18 protein-coding genes are annotated in these 20400 nt (G+C 36.7%); 7 read left to right on the forward strand and 11 right to left on the reverse strand.

Annotation, left to right across the window (positions count from 1 at the left end; genetic code table 11):
• Window positions 1-55: 55 nt before the first annotated feature.
• Entirely contained in the window at window positions 56-1102 is a 1047-nt protein-coding gene (locus V5M36_RS09480) for an NAD(P)H-dependent flavin oxidoreductase (RefSeq protein ID WP_338558291.1), read from the forward strand.
• Window positions 1103-1147: 45 nt separating this feature from the next.
• Window positions 1148-1390: a hypothetical protein gene (locus V5M36_RS09485; protein WP_338558293.1), complete on the forward strand. Its 243-nt coding sequence runs from the start codon at window positions 1148-1150 to the stop codon at window positions 1388-1390.
• An 86-nt stretch (window positions 1391-1476) separates the two neighbouring features.
• Here the strand turns inward: V5M36_RS09485 and dusB are convergent, their stop codons facing one another.
• Window positions 1477-2499 carry a tRNA dihydrouridine synthase DusB gene (gene dusB, locus V5M36_RS09490; RefSeq protein WP_338558295.1) on the reverse strand — a complete coding sequence of 341 codons (1023 nt, stop codon included), beginning with the start codon at window positions 2497-2499 and terminating at the stop codon, window positions 1477-1479.
• A gap of 410 nt (window positions 2500-2909) precedes the next feature.
• Between dusB and V5M36_RS09495 the strand changes: the two genes are divergently transcribed.
• Window positions 2910-4115: a DUF1615 family protein gene (locus tag V5M36_RS09495; protein ID WP_338558297.1), complete on the forward strand. Its 1206-nt coding sequence runs from the start codon at window positions 2910-2912 to the stop codon at window positions 4113-4115.
• On the forward strand, window positions 4082-4729 hold the full coding sequence (locus V5M36_RS09500; RefSeq protein WP_338558299.1) for an HAD-IB family phosphatase: 648 nt from the start codon (window positions 4082-4084) through the stop codon (window positions 4727-4729). Before V5M36_RS09495 ends, V5M36_RS09500 begins: the two co-directional genes overlap by 34 nt.
• 429 nt (window positions 4730-5158) lie before the next feature.
• On the opposite strand, the gene V5M36_RS09505 is transcribed toward V5M36_RS09500, so the two are convergent.
• The 4 genes from V5M36_RS09505 to V5M36_RS09520 form a co-directional block, all read right to left on the reverse strand.
• On the reverse strand, window positions 5159-7444 hold the full coding sequence (locus V5M36_RS09505; RefSeq protein WP_338558301.1) for a DUF2971 domain-containing protein: 2286 nt from the start codon (window positions 7442-7444) through the stop codon (window positions 5159-5161).
• A gap of 509 nt (window positions 7445-7953) precedes the next feature.
• Entirely contained in the window at window positions 7954-9087 is a 1134-nt protein-coding gene (gene proB, locus V5M36_RS09510; protein ID WP_338558303.1) for a glutamate 5-kinase, read from the reverse strand.
• Between the two features lie 29 nt (window positions 9088-9116).
• Complete coding sequence (gene cgtA / locus V5M36_RS09515) at window positions 9117-10331, reverse strand: Obg family GTPase CgtA (protein WP_338558305.1); 1215 nt, start codon at window positions 10329-10331, stop codon at window positions 9117-9119.
• 192 nt (window positions 10332-10523) lie between these two features.
• Window positions 10524-10901: a winged helix-turn-helix transcriptional regulator gene (locus V5M36_RS09520; RefSeq protein ID WP_338558307.1), complete on the reverse strand. Its 378-nt coding sequence runs from the start codon at window positions 10899-10901 to the stop codon at window positions 10524-10526.
• 138 nt (window positions 10902-11039) lie between these two features.
• On the opposite strand from V5M36_RS09520, the gene V5M36_RS09525 reads away from it, so the two are divergent.
• A complete protein-coding gene (locus V5M36_RS09525; protein ID WP_338558310.1) occupies window positions 11040-11897 on the forward strand; it encodes an SDR family oxidoreductase in 858 nt (285 codons plus the stop codon).
• Window positions 11898-12057: 160 nt separating this feature from the next.
• Here V5M36_RS09525 and V5M36_RS09530 read toward each other — a convergent pair whose 3' ends face one another.
• From V5M36_RS09530 to V5M36_RS09540, 3 genes are all read right to left on the reverse strand, one after another.
• Window positions 12058-12738, reverse strand: a complete 681-nt coding sequence (locus tag V5M36_RS09530; protein WP_338558312.1) for a hypothetical protein — start codon at window positions 12736-12738, stop codon at window positions 12058-12060.
• On the reverse strand, window positions 12735-13526 hold the full coding sequence (locus tag V5M36_RS09535; RefSeq protein WP_338558314.1) for an MFS transporter: 792 nt from the start codon (window positions 13524-13526) through the stop codon (window positions 12735-12737). Before V5M36_RS09535 ends, V5M36_RS09530 begins: the two co-directional genes overlap by 4 nt.
• 183 nt (window positions 13527-13709) lie before the next feature.
• Window positions 13710-15167: a glyceraldehyde-3-phosphate dehydrogenase gene (locus V5M36_RS09540; protein WP_338558316.1), complete on the reverse strand. Its 1458-nt coding sequence runs from the start codon at window positions 15165-15167 to the stop codon at window positions 13710-13712.
• Between the two features lie 460 nt (window positions 15168-15627).
• On the opposite strand from V5M36_RS09540, the gene V5M36_RS16090 reads away from it, so the two are divergent.
• Window positions 15628-16023 carry a transposase family protein gene (locus V5M36_RS16090; RefSeq protein ID WP_445206267.1) on the forward strand — a complete coding sequence of 132 codons (396 nt, stop codon included), beginning with the start codon at window positions 15628-15630 and terminating at the stop codon, window positions 16021-16023.
• The gene (locus V5M36_RS16095) at window positions 15971-16447 is read left to right on the forward strand and encodes a transposase family protein (protein ID WP_445206268.1); all 477 of its coding nucleotides are present in this window, start codon (window positions 15971-15973) and stop codon (window positions 16445-16447) included. The genes V5M36_RS16090 and V5M36_RS16095 overlap by 53 nt, the downstream gene beginning before the upstream one ends.
• A 14-nt stretch (window positions 16448-16461) precedes the next feature.
• Here V5M36_RS16095 and rarD read toward each other — a convergent pair whose 3' ends face one another.
• The 3 genes from rarD to uvrB form a co-directional block, all read right to left on the reverse strand.
• Entirely contained in the window at window positions 16462-17400 is a 939-nt protein-coding gene (gene rarD / locus V5M36_RS09550; protein WP_338558320.1) for an EamA family transporter RarD, read from the reverse strand.
• A gap of 132 nt (window positions 17401-17532) precedes the next feature.
• Window positions 17533-18120: a lipocalin family protein gene (locus V5M36_RS09555; protein ID WP_338558322.1), complete on the reverse strand. Its 588-nt coding sequence runs from the start codon at window positions 18118-18120 to the stop codon at window positions 17533-17535.
• 116 nt (window positions 18121-18236) lie between these two features.
• On the reverse strand, window positions 18237-20258 hold the full coding sequence (gene uvrB / locus V5M36_RS09560) for an excinuclease ABC subunit UvrB (protein ID WP_338558324.1): 2022 nt from the start codon (window positions 20256-20258) through the stop codon (window positions 18237-18239).
• Between the last annotated feature and the right edge of the window lie 142 nt (window positions 20259-20400).

Consider the following 20400-nt stretch of genomic DNA (forward strand, 5'->3'; position numbering starts at 1 on the left):
ATTTGCTATAGGTCGCGAGCTTAGGCACATTCAAGTTATATCAAGGAGTCAAGATATGTCTTTAATCGAAAAACTTGCGATACAACATCCTATTTTACTTGCACCTATGGCAGGTGTTTCTACAGCAGCGCTTGCTGCAGAAGTGTCTAATCGAGGTGGTTTAGGCGCGTTAGGTTTGGGTGCCGCAACTCCTGCTTCAGCAAAAGAACAAATTTTGGAAACACAAAAATTAACAGATAGACCATTTCAGGTTAATTTTTTCTGCCATCAATCCACACCAATTGACTCCTCTCGCAATCAACAATGGATTGAATATTTACAACCGCAATTTGAAAAATTAGGCAAAAATCCACCTGCCGACTTAACGTGTATTTACAACAGTTTTTTAGACAATGATGATTACTTAAATATCATCCTTGAAACTAAACCTCATGCTGCGAGTTTTCATTTTGGTATACCGCATCCTCAACAGCTCAAAGCTTTAAAAGAAGCAGGTATTGTCACACTTGTGTCTGCGACCAATTTAGCCGAAGCAAAAGCGATTGAGGCTGCTGGTGTAGATATTATTGTCGCACAAGGTATAGAAGCAGGTGGTCATCGAGGTATTTTTAATGAGAATTTTGATAGTGCTATAAAAACTGCAGATTTGGTTAAACTAATATCTGCCAATTGCACAATTCCGATCGTTGCGGCTGGCGGTATTATGAATGGCTTCCAAGCGCAATACCTCATCAATTTAGGTGCATCAGGCGTACAATTAGGCACTGCATTTGTTCAATGTAAAACCTCTAGTGCCAATGCAGCATATCGTCATATGCTTTTTCAAAAGCCACTGACCCAAATTACCTCGAGTATTTCTGGGCGCCCGGCGCGTGGCATAATCAATGATTGGGCGAAAGAGATCGATTTACCCAGCCGTCCAAATGTTGCACCCTATCCATACGCTTATGATATAGGCAAAAAATTAAATGCCGCTGCAGTAGAAAATGGTCATCATGAATTTGGTGCATTTTGGGCTGGAAGCAATGTAGCGCAAATCAGAGCATTAGAAGCTACCGATTTAATGAACCAATTGATTTTAGAAATGAATCAATATGACTAACTAAATTTTAAAACCCTATATTCAAGCTCAATAAAAACACATACAATGAAATGTAATTTTTTGTTGAGTTTTGGTATGGGTATTGTTTTACTTGTTTTGGCTGCATTAGGCTTCACTGCTGACAGCTATTCTCATTATCAAGCCAATAAAAAGGATCAGTCCCTTGAAGTAACTGATCCTGCAAAAGTCAATAGTGACAATTCTTTAGATTCTATGACAATTGAACAGGAATCCACGACCGATACTGTATTCAGTTCTGAAATCTTAATCGGTGAAAATAATCGATGATTTTAGTCTTTAGTGTCTTTAAATATTAACGCTCTTAAAATTTCAATCGTCTCAAAGATTTAATGCTCTCAAAATTTTAAAACGCTTTAAGTCTCATCAGTAATCAACTGCTCGGCCTGTACATCACTCATCGAATACCCTTGATCAAGCAGTAAATTAAAATATTGTTCAACGACTTTTGCTTGATCCACAGTGCTTTCTACTTTGTACATACTCTGTCTAAACTCATTACTTGAGCGCAGACCTTTGGTGTACCAAGCAATGTGCTTTCTTGCAATCCGACATCCAGAATATTCACCATAAAACTCATACAGCTCTGACAAATGTCCAATTAAGACATCCTTAACTTCTTGAATAGATGGTGCATCCAAATGCTCACCATGCTCTAAATAATGAGCAATTTCTCTAAAAATCCATGGACGTCCTTGAGCGGCGCGCCCAATCATCACCGCATCTGCCCCAGTATAATCCAATACATATTTTGCTTTTTCAGGACTGTCGATATCCCCATTAGCAATCACAGGAATAGCAATGCTTTGTTTAACTTCTTTAATTAATTGATATCGAGCAGTATTTAAATACATATCTTCGCGCGTTCTGCCATGCAGCGCCAAAGCGGCAATTCCTGCCTGCTCTGCACGTTTAGCAACGCGTAAGATATTCTCGTGACCATTTAAATAACCCAGTCGTGTTTTTAAGGTTACAGGCACATCTACAGCTTCAACCACTTTATCTAAAATTCTGGCAACCAGATCTTCATCTTGTAGTAAAGCTGAGCCTGCCAATTTATTGCAGACTTTTTTTGCAGGACAGCCCATATTGATATCAACAATTTGTGCGCCATTGGCAACTTGGTATTGGGCAGCTGTTGCCATCTCAAAAGGGTCTGAACCTGCGATCTGTGCAGAAATAGGCGCAAGCTCACCATCAAAATTTGCCCGATATAAGCTTTTTTTGCTCATCCGTAAGGTTTGATCTGAAGTCATCATTTCACTGACTGCATGTCCAGCACCAAAATACTTACATAGCGTTCTGAATGGGCGATCTGTTACACCCGCCATCGGTGCAACAATTAAATTATTGGAGAGTTGGTACGGACCGATATACATATATATTCATACAATTTACGACTGCCACAGTATACTTCATCCTATTGGCACAGCTCATCTATTTATCTGGGCATTTTTATTGTGTGAAAATTTTTAGCTTCAATTTCTATGCTTCAATTTCTATGCTTCAATTTTGTCTTTTATATTCAAAATGTATGACAAAAACGAATTCTTTGTAGATATTAAAATATAATTTATGATCAATGAATCGTTTACTCTATATGCGACTCCAACACATGGAGAAACCAATTCAGCACAACTACACTTTAAACATATAATTCAAACAAAAAATGAAAAATTTGACTGCTCAAGCTGAGCAATGTACATATATATTAATATTATTTTCGAGCAGCATAGTATACTCCGGCTATTGTTCTCGACCCACTCTTCTCTAAACGCGTTTCTACTCTATGAAAAAAAGTTTTCACCCAAATTTTATTTTTAAAGCGAGCACTATAGCTGCACTTAGTTTATGCATCAGTGCTTGTGATGATATTTCATGGTGGAATGATGATGAAAAAAAATTAGATGCGAAGCAAATCAGCACAATCATTCCAACGCGTGTAAAAGATCGTAAGTCCTGGGCTGAGGATATCTATTCTATTACTGATGAACTTCGCATTCCGCAGACCAAAGAAAATATTTGCTCAATCATCGCTGTGGTAGATCAGGAGTCTAATTTTGTTGCAGACCCTCACGTCCCCGGCTTAGGCATTAAAGCGGTTAAAGAAGTAGAAGATCGATTTGATGAGAAGTTTAAAGATAAGCTTGGCGAAAGTATTGGTGGCACTGTAGCTGAATATTTCCAACAAGTTTTACGTAACCAGCCTACGCCTGAAGACAACTATTTAAAACAAATGCGCAAAGTCTCTACAGAGCGTCAGTTAGATGAGCTTTATCGTGAAATATTTGCGCATATGTCTAAACACTATCATGTGAGCGCACTTACAGGTGCAGCAAAAATTATTGGTCAAGATATTGGTGAAAAATTAAATCCAATCACCACATTGGGTTCAATGCAGGTGCATATTAGCTATGCAAAAGATCATAAACGTCAGAGTGGCAATATTGCTGCACTCAGAACAGACTTATATAGCCAATATGGTGGATTATATTATGGAATACATCGTTTAATGATGTATCCAGCCCAATACGATAAATCGATTTATAGATTTGCGGATTATAATTCAGGTATGTATTCGAGCCGAAACGCTGCATTCCAAAGTATGTTAAATGATTTAACAGCCGCTGAATTAAGTTTGGATGGTGACTTACTGCTGTATAATAAAAATGGTGGAATACGCGCCGAAAAAAGTGAATCAGAACGTGAGTTAATTAATGTATTTGCTTCAAATAACGTTTTAATTACGCCGAGACAAATTCGTTCAGATTTAAAAAGTGAAAAAGAGGCGAAGTTTGAGAAAACCCAAACCTACAAAGCTGTGATTGATCTTTATGAAACAAAAATCGGAAAGAAGTCATTCTATGCCATCATGCCTGAAGTCATCATTTCTGGTCCTAAACTTAGCCGAGATTACAACACCAATTGGTTTGCCACACGTGTAAATGGACGTTATGAAACATGTATGCAAAAAGCGAAACGCATAAAAATTTAGCTTTATTCGACTTTGATGGAACACTGTGCACGAAAGACAGTTTCACAGGGTTTATTTTTTATGCTTTGTCTAAACGGCATATAGTTAAACAAGGTATTAAGTTACTCCCTTGGATTCAAGCCTATTATCTTAAAATCTATCCACCAGATGCAATGCGCATCAAGCTGTTTAAAGCCATGTTTTCTTACATGTCTTCAACTGAGATTCTAGATTTAGCGCTTGAGTATTCACATCAACTCCGTAAAAGCTTATCTCCTGATCTTTATCAGCAACTTATTAAGCATCAAAACAATAATGACGATGTGGTGATAGTCTCCGCATCCATCAACATTTATCTGAATGATATTGCACAGTTACTTGATGTCGATTTAATTTGTACAGAAGCTGAAATTCAGGATGATAAATTCACAGGTTTATTTGCGACGCCAGACTGTAGTTCTGAACAAAAAAAAATTCGTATTTTAGAAAAATATGATTTAGATCATTATAATTTAGTTTATGCCTACGGAAACTCTAAAGAAGATCTTGCAATGTTCTCACTGGCAGATCACACCTATATGGTCGGGGAACAATACCCTCTCCCTCAGATCGAAGTACAAAAAAAGCTCGCATAAGCGAGCTTTTTTTTAACAGTTTTAAGAAATCGCCATATGATTGCGATATATATACACTATAAGATATTTTTTTAATTTAATTAATAAAAAAGAATTTAACCCTTAACCTCCCATTTAACCTCTAAACAATGCTTACACCCCTTCTTTATGCCCTTAAACCAAGTAACCAAAAATAAAAACTAATCAAAGTATAGGTAAACTGATTACTTATTTACCCCTCCTCAATTTTGAGAACGTGATACTTGTCTTATTATTCATTTTATGACTTTCTCGTAAAAGTTTCTTTCATCACTTACGATTCGTACGCAAATAAGTGTGCACACTATCGTGCGCACCGAAATAGTATATTTCAATTGGTATAATTTATTCACCTTAATGGGATGAGTCAAATTTATTAAGTTCTCAAACTTTTGAAACACCACCAAGTTTTTAACTAAGCGTAATATCTTTATAAATAAGGGCGAAATTATTATTTTCACAAATGAAGGCTTGGCGAACTAAAATCTCTGGATCATCTGGTGAGAGTTTACTGTTTAAAGACTGCACAATATTGCCTATCAATTTCTTTTTATCCTCTGGAAATTGCAATCCCAAAGTAATGCTTTTAACCCTTGCATTAATTTTACTTCGATCAAGATTCAAGTAGTTAGATCTTGTGAATCCGACTTTATTTTCTAAAAAAGAAAATATCCTAACTTCATTCTCATAATCCCAGTCTTTATTTTTGGTTAATAAAAACTGATTAAAGACATAATTATCTTTTTCCTTAAGTCTTTTTTGATCAGTAGAATAGTTTACTGGACCTATCCCCACACTATTAGGCATTTCCCCAGCAAACCAATATTCGACCATAATTCCTTTGTGTTGTTCAGCATAGTGTGACCACATAAGCATTGAATTTTCATTCTTAGAAAAGGAACAAATATAGTAGTTTTGATAAATAAAGGTATTGGCACGAATCTTCGTTAAATCAGGCAATTCAATAGGATCATTTAGCTGTTTTTTACTTGGTAGATAAAAATATTGGTTAGATAGTGAATCAATTATGTTGATATTAAAAGGTGAGTATTTAAATAAAGTTTTGGAGCCACCTGACCATGAATAATCCCATTTAAAATCACTCACTAAACATAGATTATATTCATGTTTTAGTTTTTCGAACTCCTCAATAAGAAGTTTCTCAATAGGAAGTTTCTCAAAAGGAAGTGTCCTATAACAATATAAATAGTTTTGGATAATCTGAAAATTTATTTCCTTTGAAGAATGCATGATATCTAAAGAATTCTTATAATGAATAACCGCATTTTCATAGTCTTTTTTATGTTCATAGCAAACACCAAGACAATTCATGGTATTCATCGAAGGGGGATTTTTCTTATGAAAATGAAGAATGGTAGCGATCACATCATCGTATTTTTCAACTTTAATGTATGTATTACAGTATTCGTTTAAATCTGAATAATTTGTAATAAATTCTGGTTGAAAATTTTTGAACTGATCTAGTGCAAGGCTGCCTCTATTAAGAGTATTTTTTTCTCGCAAAGATAAAAGTTGTTGTTTTAAATCGTCATATAAGTTGTGTCCCACTATTTCAGGTTTATCTAAAATTTCTAATGCTTTTTTATAGGGACGGCTGATTTTTAGTGAAAAACCTACTTTATTATCTGAATAATTTTTTTCTATATTTATACAATGCAATTTGAATATCAATATTAAATTAAGAGCATCTATCTCTTTATCAGAATGATTAAATACTGATAAATATAAGTCTTCTTTGATATATTCATAAATATTCTTGTCAATTTCTTGCTTAAGTGCAATTTGACTCAGTAGGTAATGCAAGGATGGTTTTAGTTTATTAAATATGTCCGTTGCTTCTTGATAGTATGTTATGACATCCATAAATTCATCAGCTAAGAAAGCTTTATGAATTAATACATCCTTTATTGGGTTAGTTTTACTCTTTTTTGCTTCTTCTTTATAAATTTCATAAATTCTTTTATGATCTCCTGATAACAACCTTTCTCTGTTATAAAAGCTAACTTTTGACAAAGCTAGATCTAAATCAATTAAACCTCCGTCTAAATATTTCTTTATAATCTCAAAATCTAGTTCATCTGAACTTACAATAATTTCTCTACCTAAATCAGATTCATCAAGATAAAAATAAAGCGAGGCAAGTATATTCTGTTTCTTTGTATCTTCTGGTAAGTCGGGAAGCGTATATATTTCTTTTAAAAAAAGTAGATCCTCCTTCGACAACTTATCCATACCAATCGCACTAAAAGTTTGACTTACTTGCATTATATGTTCATTAATATTATTTTTTTTAAATTCAACTTTAAGAAGTTCAACTAAATACTTTAGACTGCGCGTATAGTAATAAAGCTGAAAATAAGCCTCAGAGTTTTGGTCATCTTCCTTAACAGCCTTGCTGAAAAACTCCAAAGAAATATATTTCAACTCAATATCAGTAAAAATATCTCTGGCAATATTCCCTAAGTACAAGTAAGCCTTTGATAAAGATCCTTCCCGATTGATAATTTCATCAAAAACATGCTTATTATTCTCGTCTTTTAGATGCAAAATAAAATAATAAAAGCCAATATAATCCTTATTGTCAGAAGTTGACCAAACATCATCTAAAAACGAAAGATGTGATAATTTTTTATTCCTAATAAATTCTTTAATTTTACTCTGCTCTTTGTCAAGCATCTTTTTTTGACCTATTGCTATAATCTAATCATTCAATAATATAGCTAATTACATTAAAAATCATATAATTAGCTATTTATAATTTTAGATAAAGCAGATCTTATTTTGCATCTATCTAAGGGCGATAGATTTCACAACCGATTGATCCATTTAACTATCTAGAATTAAATATAAAAATTAATAAATTATATTATGATATAAAACAATCACTTTATGTTAATGATCTATTTATTATCAATAGATCTCTTTCATAACTCAAAAAACAGTCATCTTTTTGGTGATTATATGTACCCTTAACTTTGTGAAATTGATGCATAATTTTAGTATGAAATATATCGACTCAAAAAAGCTTTCTGACCCGCAGTTTAAGCGTTATACAGGCACCTCGCATTTGCACTTCATCTTTAATCTCATACTAAAACTATTGCATGTTCAATAAACACACAAAAAAGGCTCAATCCCTTGCAGAATCAAGCCTTAATATTATGTTTTGTTATGGTGTGTATTTGCTAATATATCGCCATATGGTTGCGATGAATCATTTCCAACGATCGTGCCTCACCTAAAACTTGATGTACTTTGTCAGAAGATAAGCCTTTGACGATTTCTGCTGAGCGCGAACTAAAGTTCACACGCCCTACAGCAACTCGACCACCTTGAGTATCAACACATTCAACCACATCACCACGTTCAAAATGACCTTGAACTTCTTTCACACCAACTGGCAATAAACTACGATGATTATCTTTGATTGCCTTAACTGCGCCATCATCAATAACCAATCGCCCAGCTGTTTGAAGGTGTGCTGCCAACCATTGCTGGTGTGCAGTGATGCGATCATTATCGGTAATGAACAAGGTTCCCAGCATTTCACCAGACATCAAGCGAGCAAGTACATGGTCACTTTCTCCACTGGCGATCAGTGTTGGACAACCTGATTTTGCAGCTAAACGAGCAGCTCGAACTTTGGTCAGCATCCCCCCACGCCCGAACTTTCCACCACCACCCGCCATATCAAATAGACTTTCATCTAAAGCGCGAACAGTCGAAAATAATTTAGCGTTGGGGTTTGAGCGAGGATCAGAATCAAACATGCCTTCTTGATCTGTCAAAATAATGAGTAAATCCGCATGTACTTGACCTGCAACCATTGCAGCTAAAGTGTCATTATCACCAAAGCGAATTTCATCCGTAGACACGGTATCATTCTCATTGATGACTGGAATTACCTTCCAATCAATCAGATTTTGCAGCGCATCGCAGGAATTTAAATAACGACGACGATCAGCGAGATCGTCATGTGTTAACAGTACTTGCGCAGTTTGAATTTGATGCTTTTCTAATACACTTGACCATGTATGGATTAAGCCCATTTGTCCAATAGCTGCACACGCCTGAAGACTGGGTAGATCGGTGGGTCGATGCTCAAGTTTCATGCGAACCATACCTTCAGCCACAGCACCAGAAGACACTAATATAATTTCATGTCCTGCTTGGTATAAATCTGCAATTTGTTTCGCCCAATGCGAAATTGCATTTAAATCCAAACCTTTTCCATTTGCTGTGAGTAAAGATGATCCGATTTTAACAACGATTCTTTTGCAAGCCTTAAGCTGCCGCTGCCCATCTACCACTTCTATCATCTTGTCCTCAGTAACTCTTTTTCAAGAGCTTAACGTACGTATAACACTTCCATATCGCCATCATCACCGTCTTCATCTTCATCGTCATCACCCAACAACCCTTCAAGGCGTTGTTTACGGCGCATTTCACGATAAGCTTCTTTCGCTGCAATGGTTTGTTCACGTGTTTCAGCTTCGAGCTGATCACGGAATGCTTTCATCTCTGCTGCGTATTCAGGATCTTCATTTTCACGTTCAAGCTGTTGCTCGATTTGATCCATCAAATAATAAACAACATCTTTTGTTCCTTCAGACATTAAACCTGAAGTTTTGAATACTGGACCATCCCACTGAATTTCATCAAGAATATGCTGACACCACTCATCACGAGTCGAATCTTGTAATTGATCTACTTTATTCAACACCAATACAATCGGAAGTTTAGACAATGTTGGTGAGAATTTTCTTAATTCTTCAACAATTGCTTTCGCATTATAAGCTGGATCTGAACCGTCAATCGGTTGTACATCTACAATGTGCAAGAGAATACGAGTACGTGCCAAATGTTTAAGGAAACGAATACCAAGACCAGCGCCGTCAGAAGCACCTTCAATTAATCCTGGAACATCTGCCATCACAAATGAACGATGACTATCCGCATCGACAACACCAAGGTTAGGCACCATAGTTGTAAATGGATAATCAGCTACTTTTGGTTTTGCTGCAGAGACCGCACGAATAAAGGTAGACTTACCTGCGTTTGGCATACCCAACAAGCCGACATCAGCAAGTACTTTCAACTCTAAGCGAATTTCTCGGTATTCACCTTTAGTACCGGTTGTGCACTTACGCGGAGCACGATTGGTCGATGATTTGAAATGGGTATTACCTAGACCACCTTCACCACCAGCAGCCACTTTAACGCGCTGACCTGCTTCAATTAAATCCCCGATAATATCGCCAGACTCTGTATCTACAATCGTTGTACCTACAGGAACTAACAAGATTGTGTCATCACCGCCACGACCTGCACAGTTTGCACCACGTCCATTTTTAGCACGTTCAGCACGGAATCGACGTGTATAACGGTAATCTACCAGTGTACTGGTGTTCTCATCTGCTTCAACATATACGTTACCGCCACGGCCACCATCACCACCATCAGGACCACCAAATGGTACGAATTTTTCACGGCGAAAACTGGCTACGCCATTGCCACCGTCGCCAGCCTCTACGGTAATGACTGCTTCATCAACAAAGCGCATGCTGCCAATCCTCTAAATACTTTAAAACCGCATATTATGCCATATTTTGAAGAATTTCTCGAATAGTATTATTCAGCTTATGCTAAATATATCTCATCATTTCCAAATAATCGTGTGAATTTATATCAATCCTCTCGCCTAGGCATCAAATCCACATCAATGAAGCGGATCAAACGGACGATCAGCTCAGGATTATTTTTCTAAAGTTTGTTTATTTTCTAAAATTTCTGGCAAATTCTTTTCAATCCAACCCACGAGCGCCACCATTTGATGCGCTGCTTGTGAACCCATGAGCGTGAGTTGATATTCAACTTTTGGCGGGACCACAGGATAAACCGTTCGAATAACAAAACCGTCGCCTTCAAGTGTCTTTAAAGTCTGTGAAAGCATTTTTTCACTGACGCCTTCAATACGCTGCTTCAGCTCACTAAATCGATGCACCCCTTCGCTTAAGCAACGCAATACCAATACAGACCACTTGGTGGTCAGGTGTTCTAAAATTTCACGAGAAGGACATTCATTTGAAAGTACCTGTCCTAACAACTCGCTATTTGCATATCGACTATTCATCAACACTCCAAATTAAAATATTAATTTAATTCTAAAATAATAAAACTTACCTTTAGGTACGTACTTACTTTTTGTAAGTCTATATAATAAGATGCGTTTGGTAAGTATACAAATTAAACAATCAAATAGGTATTAAAAATGAAAATTGCAATTACTGGCGCTACAGGTCAACTCGGACAATTCGTAATTGAGGCTTTATTAAAAGAAATAAATCCATCAAGTATTGTCGCATTGGTTCGTCATGAATATAAAGCAGCTTATTTAAAAGAAAAAGGAATCGAACTTCGTCATTTTGATTATGATCAACCCGAAACTTTAATTCCTGCATTACAAGGCATCGATAAAGTTTTACTCATTTCTGCCAATGAAATTGGCCGCCGCACCCCACAACATAAAGCGGTGATTGAAGCAGCACAAAAGGCGGGCGTAAAATTTATTGCCTATACCAGCCTACTCCACGCTGACACCTCACCATTAGGATTAGCAGAAGAACATCGTGAAACTGAAGCACTCATTAAACATAGTGGTTTAGCCTATACTTTTTTACGTAATAACTGGTATAGCGAAAACTATTTAGCAAGTATTGCACACACTGCTGAAACTGGAACTTTATATGGTTCAGCGAACAACGGTAAAATCAGTTCTGCTTCACGTCATGATTATGCTGAAGCTGCGGCTAAAGTCTTAATCACTCAAGGTCATGAAAATAAAATTTACGAACTCACTGGCTCGAATAGTTTCACACTAACTGACCTCGCGTCTTATATTGCAAATGCATCAGGTAAAGATGTGAAATATCAAAATATCAGTCCAGCTGATTACACAAAAGCGTTGAATGATGCAGGTTTACCAGCAGGTTTAGTCGAGGTGATTGTAGATGCCGACATTCAAGCTGAACAAGGCGCAATGTACAGCGATAGTAAGGATCTTGAACAATTAATTGGTCGTCAATCCACACCAATTGAATTGGCTATTCAGCAGTTATTAAATCACTAAGAGCTTTGTTCTAATGTTCATAGATACGAGTTTCATGTTTTAGGATTTATGTTTTAAAATTTACGTTTTAAGATTTACATTTTAAGGTTGATTTTCTAAACATTTATTTTAGCAACTGTGGAATTTAAGATACAAGCTGATGATGCATTCAGCTTGTATCTTAAGGATGAATATTTTTGATTGGTAGATTCATCTTCATATCTAAGTTAGCCTTAGTATCCCGCTCACTGTTGTACATCGTTGCTTTAAAAGTCGCGATCTTTTCTAAGGTAATTGGGTCTTTCAAATTAAGTCGCGGTTTAAATTGATGTACGACATTCAAATTAACTTTTTCATTGAAAGCCAAATCGACTGGACCATTAAAATTTATTTTAATTGGTACACGATACGTTTCCTTCAAATGAAAAGGCACTTTCAATTTGACTGGAATGTCTATATTTAAAGGAAACTTGGGCAACCATTTCTTTTGATAAACCAGATCAGTAGTGGCACTCAGTGGCATTAGTTGATCGATTATCACCTCTGTTTTGTAATCCACTGAAACCTCAACAGGCACTTCAACACTGAAGGTCAAGTTAGCCAGATATTTTCCAGTCAGAGGTAATTCTAGATTTTCATTCACGTCAATTTGAGTGTCTAAGACCCCTATGGCTTGTGCTTCTAAAAAATTACCTACCTCAATTTTGGTCGGTAATGAATGCGAAAGTTGAATATCTGCTTGTTGTGCAGATACCTGCATTGAGGCCACGACATTGAGATATAACCAAAAAAGTATCGCCACCAAAATAACGATCAGAAAAAAACTCATCAAAAACCATTTTAATGAATAATAAACTTTCATTCACTAACCTGCTTGGAAGCTGTATTTTTCTTCACATTATTCGACTTTGAATCTTGTTCAATATGACTGCTTTCTGCAAAACTACTTTCTGACAATTCCTCTTGTTCACGCTTTAATTGAACACTATTGAGCGGAATAACCAATTCACCCTTTTTAATTTTAACTGGCAACGTATTTTGAACATCAACTGACGCATCTAGCGCTGTCTTAATCGGGACATTTAGATGCCCTTGAATCGGAATATTGGCTTTCAGAGATGTATTTAAAGGGATACGTAAATTTTCTTTTAATACCGTTTTGATCGGCGCATCAAATTTTAAGTGAATATCTTGTTTCAGTGGTACATCCATCTGAATAGGAACATTCAACTTAATCGGAATAACCCCTTTCAACGGTAATGTAATATCCCTGCCCAAAACTTTAATTTTTACTGTTGTATCTACAGGCATATCCTGATTTACAATCAATGTTTCGCGTACAGGAATAGTGGTTTGAATCGGCACCTGACTATCAAAATAAACCCGCGGAGTTAAAGTTTGTGTAAGCGGAATATCGAGAACCTCATTAATCGGAATCTCAGTATTAATTCTTCCCGTCACATCAACATCTAAAGCATCATGAATTTGAACTTTGGCTTGCAAGGGTTCTTGAAGATCAATATTGACCTTTTGATCTTCCAAAGGAATATAGATATTGAAATGTTTGAAAACCCAGATCGCGAGTAAGACACCACACACAGTAGCGATGACAATAAAAGTCAATCCAATGACGACATGTTTGAGTTGCAATTTAACGATCCTTATCCACTATTATTTTTATAACTGTTTATTCACATCAACTGATAAAAGCCAATATGAATGAATATTAAATCACTTAATTATTCAAACTAATATAACCATTTGAGAGATATTTGTTAACTATTAGGCAAAAAAAAGCGCTTCATCAGAAGCGCTTTTACATAATTTGAACCGTTATGCAGTCGTTTCAGCAGGAACTTTTGGATAGCTTACGCCACCCATTTGCTCAGCGATACGTAATACTTGGCAACTATAACCCACTTCATTGTCATACCAAACATATGCAGTTAAGCGGTTACCAGAAGTGATCGTTGCTTGTGCATCAAATACACCCGCTGTACGAGAACCAATAAAGTCAGAAGATACAACCTCAGTAGAGTTGGTATAACCAATTTGACCTTGAAGGCTTGAGCTGATTGAAATTTGACGAATATATTCGTTCACTTCTTCGCGATCAACTTCTTTATCTAACGTTAAGTTAAGAATAGCCAATGAAACGTTTGGTGTAGGTACACGAACAGAGTTACCTGTCAATTTACCTTGAAGTGCAGGAAGCGCTTTAGCAACAGCTTTAGCAGCACCTGTTTCAGTAATCACCATATTTAACGTTGCAGCACGACCGCGACGATCTGCTTTATGGTAGTTATCAATTAAGTTCTGATCATTTGTGAATGAGTGAACTGTTTCAACGTGACCATTCAACACTGTATATTTGTCATGTAAAACTTTCAGTGTTGGTGTAATTGCATTTGTGGTGCAACTTGCAGCAGAGATAATCGTATCTTCATCTAAAATATCTGTTTGGTTCACACCAAATACAACGTTCTTCATCTCACCTTTACCAGGTGCAGTTAGAACAACACGCGCAGCGCCTGGGCATTTAAGGTGTTGTGCAAGACCTTCAGCATCACGCCATTTACCCGTATTATCAATAACTAAAGCATTGTTAATACCATACGCTGTATAATCAACTTCGGCTGGGCTTGATGCATAAATTACTTTAATGAATTGACCATTTGCAATAATCGCTTCATTTTCTTCATCTACAGAAATCGTACCTGCAAATGGGCCATGAATTGAGTCACGGCGTAGCAATGATGCGCGTTTTTCTAAATCACCTTCAGATGATTTACGAACGACGATTGCTTTCAAGTTTAAACCACGACCAAGACCAGATTGACCAATGATTAAACGAGCAAGAATACGACCAATACGACCAAAACCGTAAAGAACAACATCTTTATGTTCTACAGAAGTCGCGTTACCTTCTAAAGACTGAACAGCGTTTGCAACAAATGCATTGATATCGCCGCCTTTTTCTTTAAATTCAACAGCTAGCTTGCCTAAATCAACTTCAGCAGAACCAATGTTCTCAACTTTAGCCAATGCTTCTAAGATTGGGAAAGTATGAACAACTGAAAGTTCTACATCCATCATACGAGTACGACGGTGAGCTTTCAGAATTTGAATTACTGAACGGTTAATTAAAGAGCGACCATAAACTGAAGCCACAATGTTTTTTTCACGATATAATTGACCCAATAAGGCAATCATACGTTCCGCAAGTTCTTCGCGGTTTTTCCAGCGACCTTGGTGCTCTGCATGTAGGGCAACGATAGTGTCTTTGCTCACAGATACTTCCTCTAGTTTATATATCTAGGCGTAAATTTTTAAACCCGATAATTGTAATGGAATTAGCTGAGAGTTGAAATCAAAACTCAGCTTATTTTTACGCTATCGGTCTTTAATGCACTTAAATCAAACTTAAGTCTTTGATACATTATAAAATTCAAAAAATAAATAACATCATTTTCTAAAACTATTAATGCTTACACCTTAACACTAATTAAGAATAAGCTGATCACACCGACCTTAATCCATTATAAAACTCTCTCTATAACTTTTATTGATTTCTCATTTACAGTAATGCAGTTATTGAGCTCAATTCAAAACCTGCTTTATAAACTCATCTGTAAAATAAATTCATCTGTAAAATATAAATTAGTAGATCTCTTTCATAACTCAAAAAACAGTCATCTTTTTGATGATTATATGTACCCTTAACTTTGTGAAATTGATGCATAATTTCAGTATGAAATATATCGACTCTAAAAAGCTTTCTGACCCGCAGTTTAAGCGTTATACAGGCATCTCATACTCAACTTTTTATTTAATGGTTGAGCAATTGAAAAAGCATTTACCAACTACGGGTAGACCCGCTAAATTAAGCTTAGAAGATCAAGTTCTTTTGAGTCTAAGCTATTGGCGTGAATATCGAACCTTATTTCATGTTGCGACCAGTTATGGTGTTTCAGAGCCGACGGCTTCAAGAATTGTTCGGCATGTTGAAGACTGCTTAATCCAGTCTAATCTTTTTAATTTACCGAAGGATTTGCCTCAAGGTGAAGGCATTGATTGGAATGTTGTCATCATCGATGCAACAGAAATACCCATTCAACGGCCCAAAAAAACAGAAGAAAAGCTATAGCGGTAAGAAAAAGACACATACCTTTAAAGTACAAGCGATTATTCATGCTAAAACACGAGAAATACTCAGTTTATGTATGTGTAAAGGTGCGGTGCATGATTTTGAGTTATTCAAAAGAAACTTAAATTTAATTCCTAAGCATTCATTTGTATTAGCGGATAAAGGCTATCAGGGTATTCATAATATTTACGCAAACAGTTTGCTTCCGTTGAAAGCAAAAAAAGGCTGTACATTAGATCCTGAACTTAAAAAGTACAATCGAGAAATCAATAAAAGAAGAATCCTTGTTGAACATGTTTTTGGTGCGCTGAAGCATTTTAAAATACTTGCTGAACGTTACAGAAATAGAGGAAAAAGACTCGGCTTAAGATTCAATTTAATTGCTGGAATTTACAACATGGAATTGAGTAAAAGTGACTTATGAAAGAGGTCTAGTAATCATTCATTCTTTTCAATCAATTTTTTAATTTTTTCAGCTTTGATTTGAAGTTCTGCACGTTTGTTTTTCTCTTTAACCAGATAAATAACACCTTCAATGATTAATAATAAAACAGCAATCCAAATTGGAATATAAGTAAACCACTCCGCGCCTTCTACACGCTCACCCAAGGCCATAGATGCAAAGGCCAACAATATCGGTTCCAAATAACTGAGTAAACCAAAAATCACAAATGGTAAATATCGACTCGCAAGAATATAACTCCCCAGCCCCAGTGCACTCAAGAAACCAAGTCCAATAATAGCTAAAATAAGATGAGGAAAATCAATAATCAACGATATTGAATCACTATGCAGCAGAGCCAAATAGACAGCAATGGGTAAAATGATACATAGATCCCACCAAAATCCGCCTAAATGATCTGTTTGAAACTTACGTCTTAGAAAAAAATAAATTGGATAAGCAACCGCGACATAGGCAGTTTCCCAAGCAATTGCACCTATACGCCAAATTTCATGCCCTACCCCAATAACTGCAAATAGAACTGCCGCCATCTGCCAGTAGCTCAGCTTTTCTTTGTATAAAACACAACCGAATAAAACCATAACGAGAGGAAGTAAAAAATACCCCAATGAAACCTCTAGTCCACGCCCATTAATAGGTCCCCACAAAAACAACCAAAGCTGCGTCGTACATAAAAAGGAGCTGATGAGCAACCAAATAAAAAGACTTGGTTTCTGTATTATTCGCTTAAAAATTGCAGTGATATATTTTAAATCACCTGACCACCACATAAATAACGTCAAAAATGGCAATGTGGACAGCATCCGCCAAGCAAACGTTTGCTCACTATCCAGCGGCTTTAAAAAATGGGTGAAAAAATACAACACACCAAAAGTCACTGATGCTAAAACAGATAATGCAACACCTTTATACATTTTATATTCCAACATCAGTCGAAAAGGCATTATACCGATTAGGCTTTAATGATGTTTTATAAAAAGCATTTTCGGCTTATCACTTCCATAAAAAAAGCCATGAAAACATGGCTTTTACAACTCTCATCTCTGTTATTCAGTGGTTTGTTTGGTATTAATGACATCTCCTAAATCATAACCCACTGATTTTGCATAATCTAGATACTCTTTGACCACTTTTTCATTGGGCTGATTTGTTCTAGACAGTACCCACATATACTTTCGGTCTGGCTCGCCCACCAATACAGTTTGATAATCTTCATCTATTTTCAAGATCCAGTAATCACCCCGACCAAATGGCAACCAGCGAATTGCACTCGGTAAAAAACTGACTTTCAATTTCGTATTAAACGGCGAATTTTGAATATATGCTTCGCCTAAAGATTGAGTTAAGGTACCATCTTTCATGACACATTTATTGTCTACATTTACGTTGCCATTTTCATTCAAGGTATAAGTAGCAGTTACATTACGATCACATTTATTTTGAAAGGAAAGTGGTTTTCGTGCGACTTCATACCAAACACCCAAATACCGATCTAATTCTACTTTATCGACTGTTTTTAAAGGTTTATCTTTCGCATACACCATCGTCGCAGCACCCAAACCGATGAGCAGTGCGCCACCCAATGCAATTTTACTCACCCTAAAGCTCGCTTTTGGGAGATTTTTAATCGTCATTATAGAACCCCTTTATGTTTATGCTTAAAAGTATCGAACAATAAATAAAGTAACGGCAAACAAAATTGAGAACTGTTGCCGTTATGTAATGATTTTGAAGCATTATTTTTAGAATACTATTGCAGCATTTGTGCTTTCAGGCGAACAATTTCATCTCGCAAGCGAGCTGCTTCTTCAAATTGAAGTTCTTTCGACGCCTTAATCATTCCCTTTTCAAGTTTTGATAAATGCTTCGACAATAGTTTAGGATTTGACAAAATATGAAGCTCATCAGCACTTAAAGCTTTACTTTGATCGACGATCTGACCTTCAATCTGATCATCAGTTAAATCTTCACCTGTATCAAATTCTTTAACCGCTTGTCTAACGGTCGAACGAGGGGTAATGCCATGCTCTAAGTTAAATTGAATTTGCTTGGTTCGACGACGATCAGTTTCACTGATCGCTCTTTGCATTGAATCAGTAATACGGTCCGCATACAAAATTGCCTTACCATTGATATTTCGAGCTGCGCGACCTATCGTCTGGATCAAAGATCTTTCTGAACGTAAAAAACCTTCTTTATCTGCATCCAAAATCGCGACCAAAGAAACCTCGGGCATGTCTAAACCTTCACGCAGCAAGTTAATACCGATAATGGCATCATAAATACCCGTACGAAGATCATGGATAATCTTCACACGCTCAACGGTATCAATGTCTGAGTGTAAGTAAGCAACTTTAATTCCATATTCCTTTAGATATGACGTTAAGTCTTCCGCCATACGTTTGGTTAGCGTAGTCACCAAGACACGTTCATTTTTTTCACGGCGATTATTAATTTCCGAAAGCACATCATCAACCTGCGTTAATACAGGACGAATTTCGATGACAGGATCAATCAAGCCTGTAGGTCGTACCACTTGCTCTGCGATTTGTACTGATTTTTCAAGTTCATATTTTGCAGGTGTCGCACTCACGAAAATCGTAGTCGGAATAATTCGTTCCCACTCTTCAAATTGCATTGGTCGATTATCTAATGCACTCGGCAAACGAAAACCATAATTAACCAAGTTTTCTTTACGTGAACGATCACCTTTATACATTGCACCAATTTGTGGAACTGTCACATGTGACTCATCAATAATGAGCAAAGCATCTTCTGGTAAATAGTCAAATAACGTCGGTGGCGCCTCACCTGAAGGACGACCCGATAAATGTCTTGAATAGTTTTCAATACCGTTGGTATAACCGAGCTGCTGCATCATTTCTAAATCATAACGGGTACGCTGCTCAATGCGCTGCGCTTCGAGTAACTTATCATTCGTTCTAAAGAATGCTAAGCGCTCTTTTAATTCAGTTCGAATCGTACCGATCGCACGCTCTAAATTATTCTTCGGCGTTACGTAATGGCTTTTAGGATAAATGGTAATCCGAGGAATTTTACGAACCATTTTTCCAGTTAATGGATCAAACCAACGAATAGAATCTACCTCGTCATCAAACAACTCAATACGCACTGCATTCTGGTCTGACTCTGCAGGGAAAATATCGAGGATTTCGCCTCTTATACGATAAGTCCCGCGTAAAAATTCCAATTCATTTCGCGTATATTGCATTTCCACCAAACGGCGTATGAGTTCATCACGGCTGATTCTGTCACCCACCACAATATGCAATAACATATTCATATAGGCATTTGGATCGCCCAAGCCATAAATCGCTGAGACGGAAGCCACAATAATAGAGTCTTTACGCTCTAACAATGCCCGTGTCGCAGATAAGCGCATTTGGTCGATATGATCATTGATGGCAGAATCTTTTTCGATAAACGTATCAGAGGAAGGCACGTAGGCTTCGGGCTGATAATAATCGTAATAACTGACAAAATATTCGACAGAATTATTCGGAAAAAATGTTTTAAATTCACCGTATAGCTGGGCTGCCAAGGTTTTATTATGCGCCATGACGATGGTAGGACGTTGTAATTGTTGAATGACATTCGCCATGGTGTAAGTCTTCCCAGAACCCGTAACACCCAAAAGCAATTGGTCGTGATACCCCTTCTTTACACCTTGCACAAGTTTTTCAATGGCCTGAGGTTGATCACCCGCAGGCTTATAATTGGTGACCAATTCAAAAGGAAGGCTATCGCTCACAAATGCAATCTCACAAATAATTTAAGTTTTATTTTAACAGAACTCTAATCAGCTACTGTTGAACTACGTTAAGAATATGGGGGTGTATTGTTCGGAATCAAATAAATAAGCTTGACCCTAACCGTTTTCAACTGCAACATGA

Source organism: Acinetobacter sp. KS-LM10, from assembly GCF_036896575.1.
In the GTDB taxonomy this organism is placed as follows: Bacteria; Pseudomonadota; Gammaproteobacteria; order Pseudomonadales; family Moraxellaceae; genus Acinetobacter; species Acinetobacter avistercoris.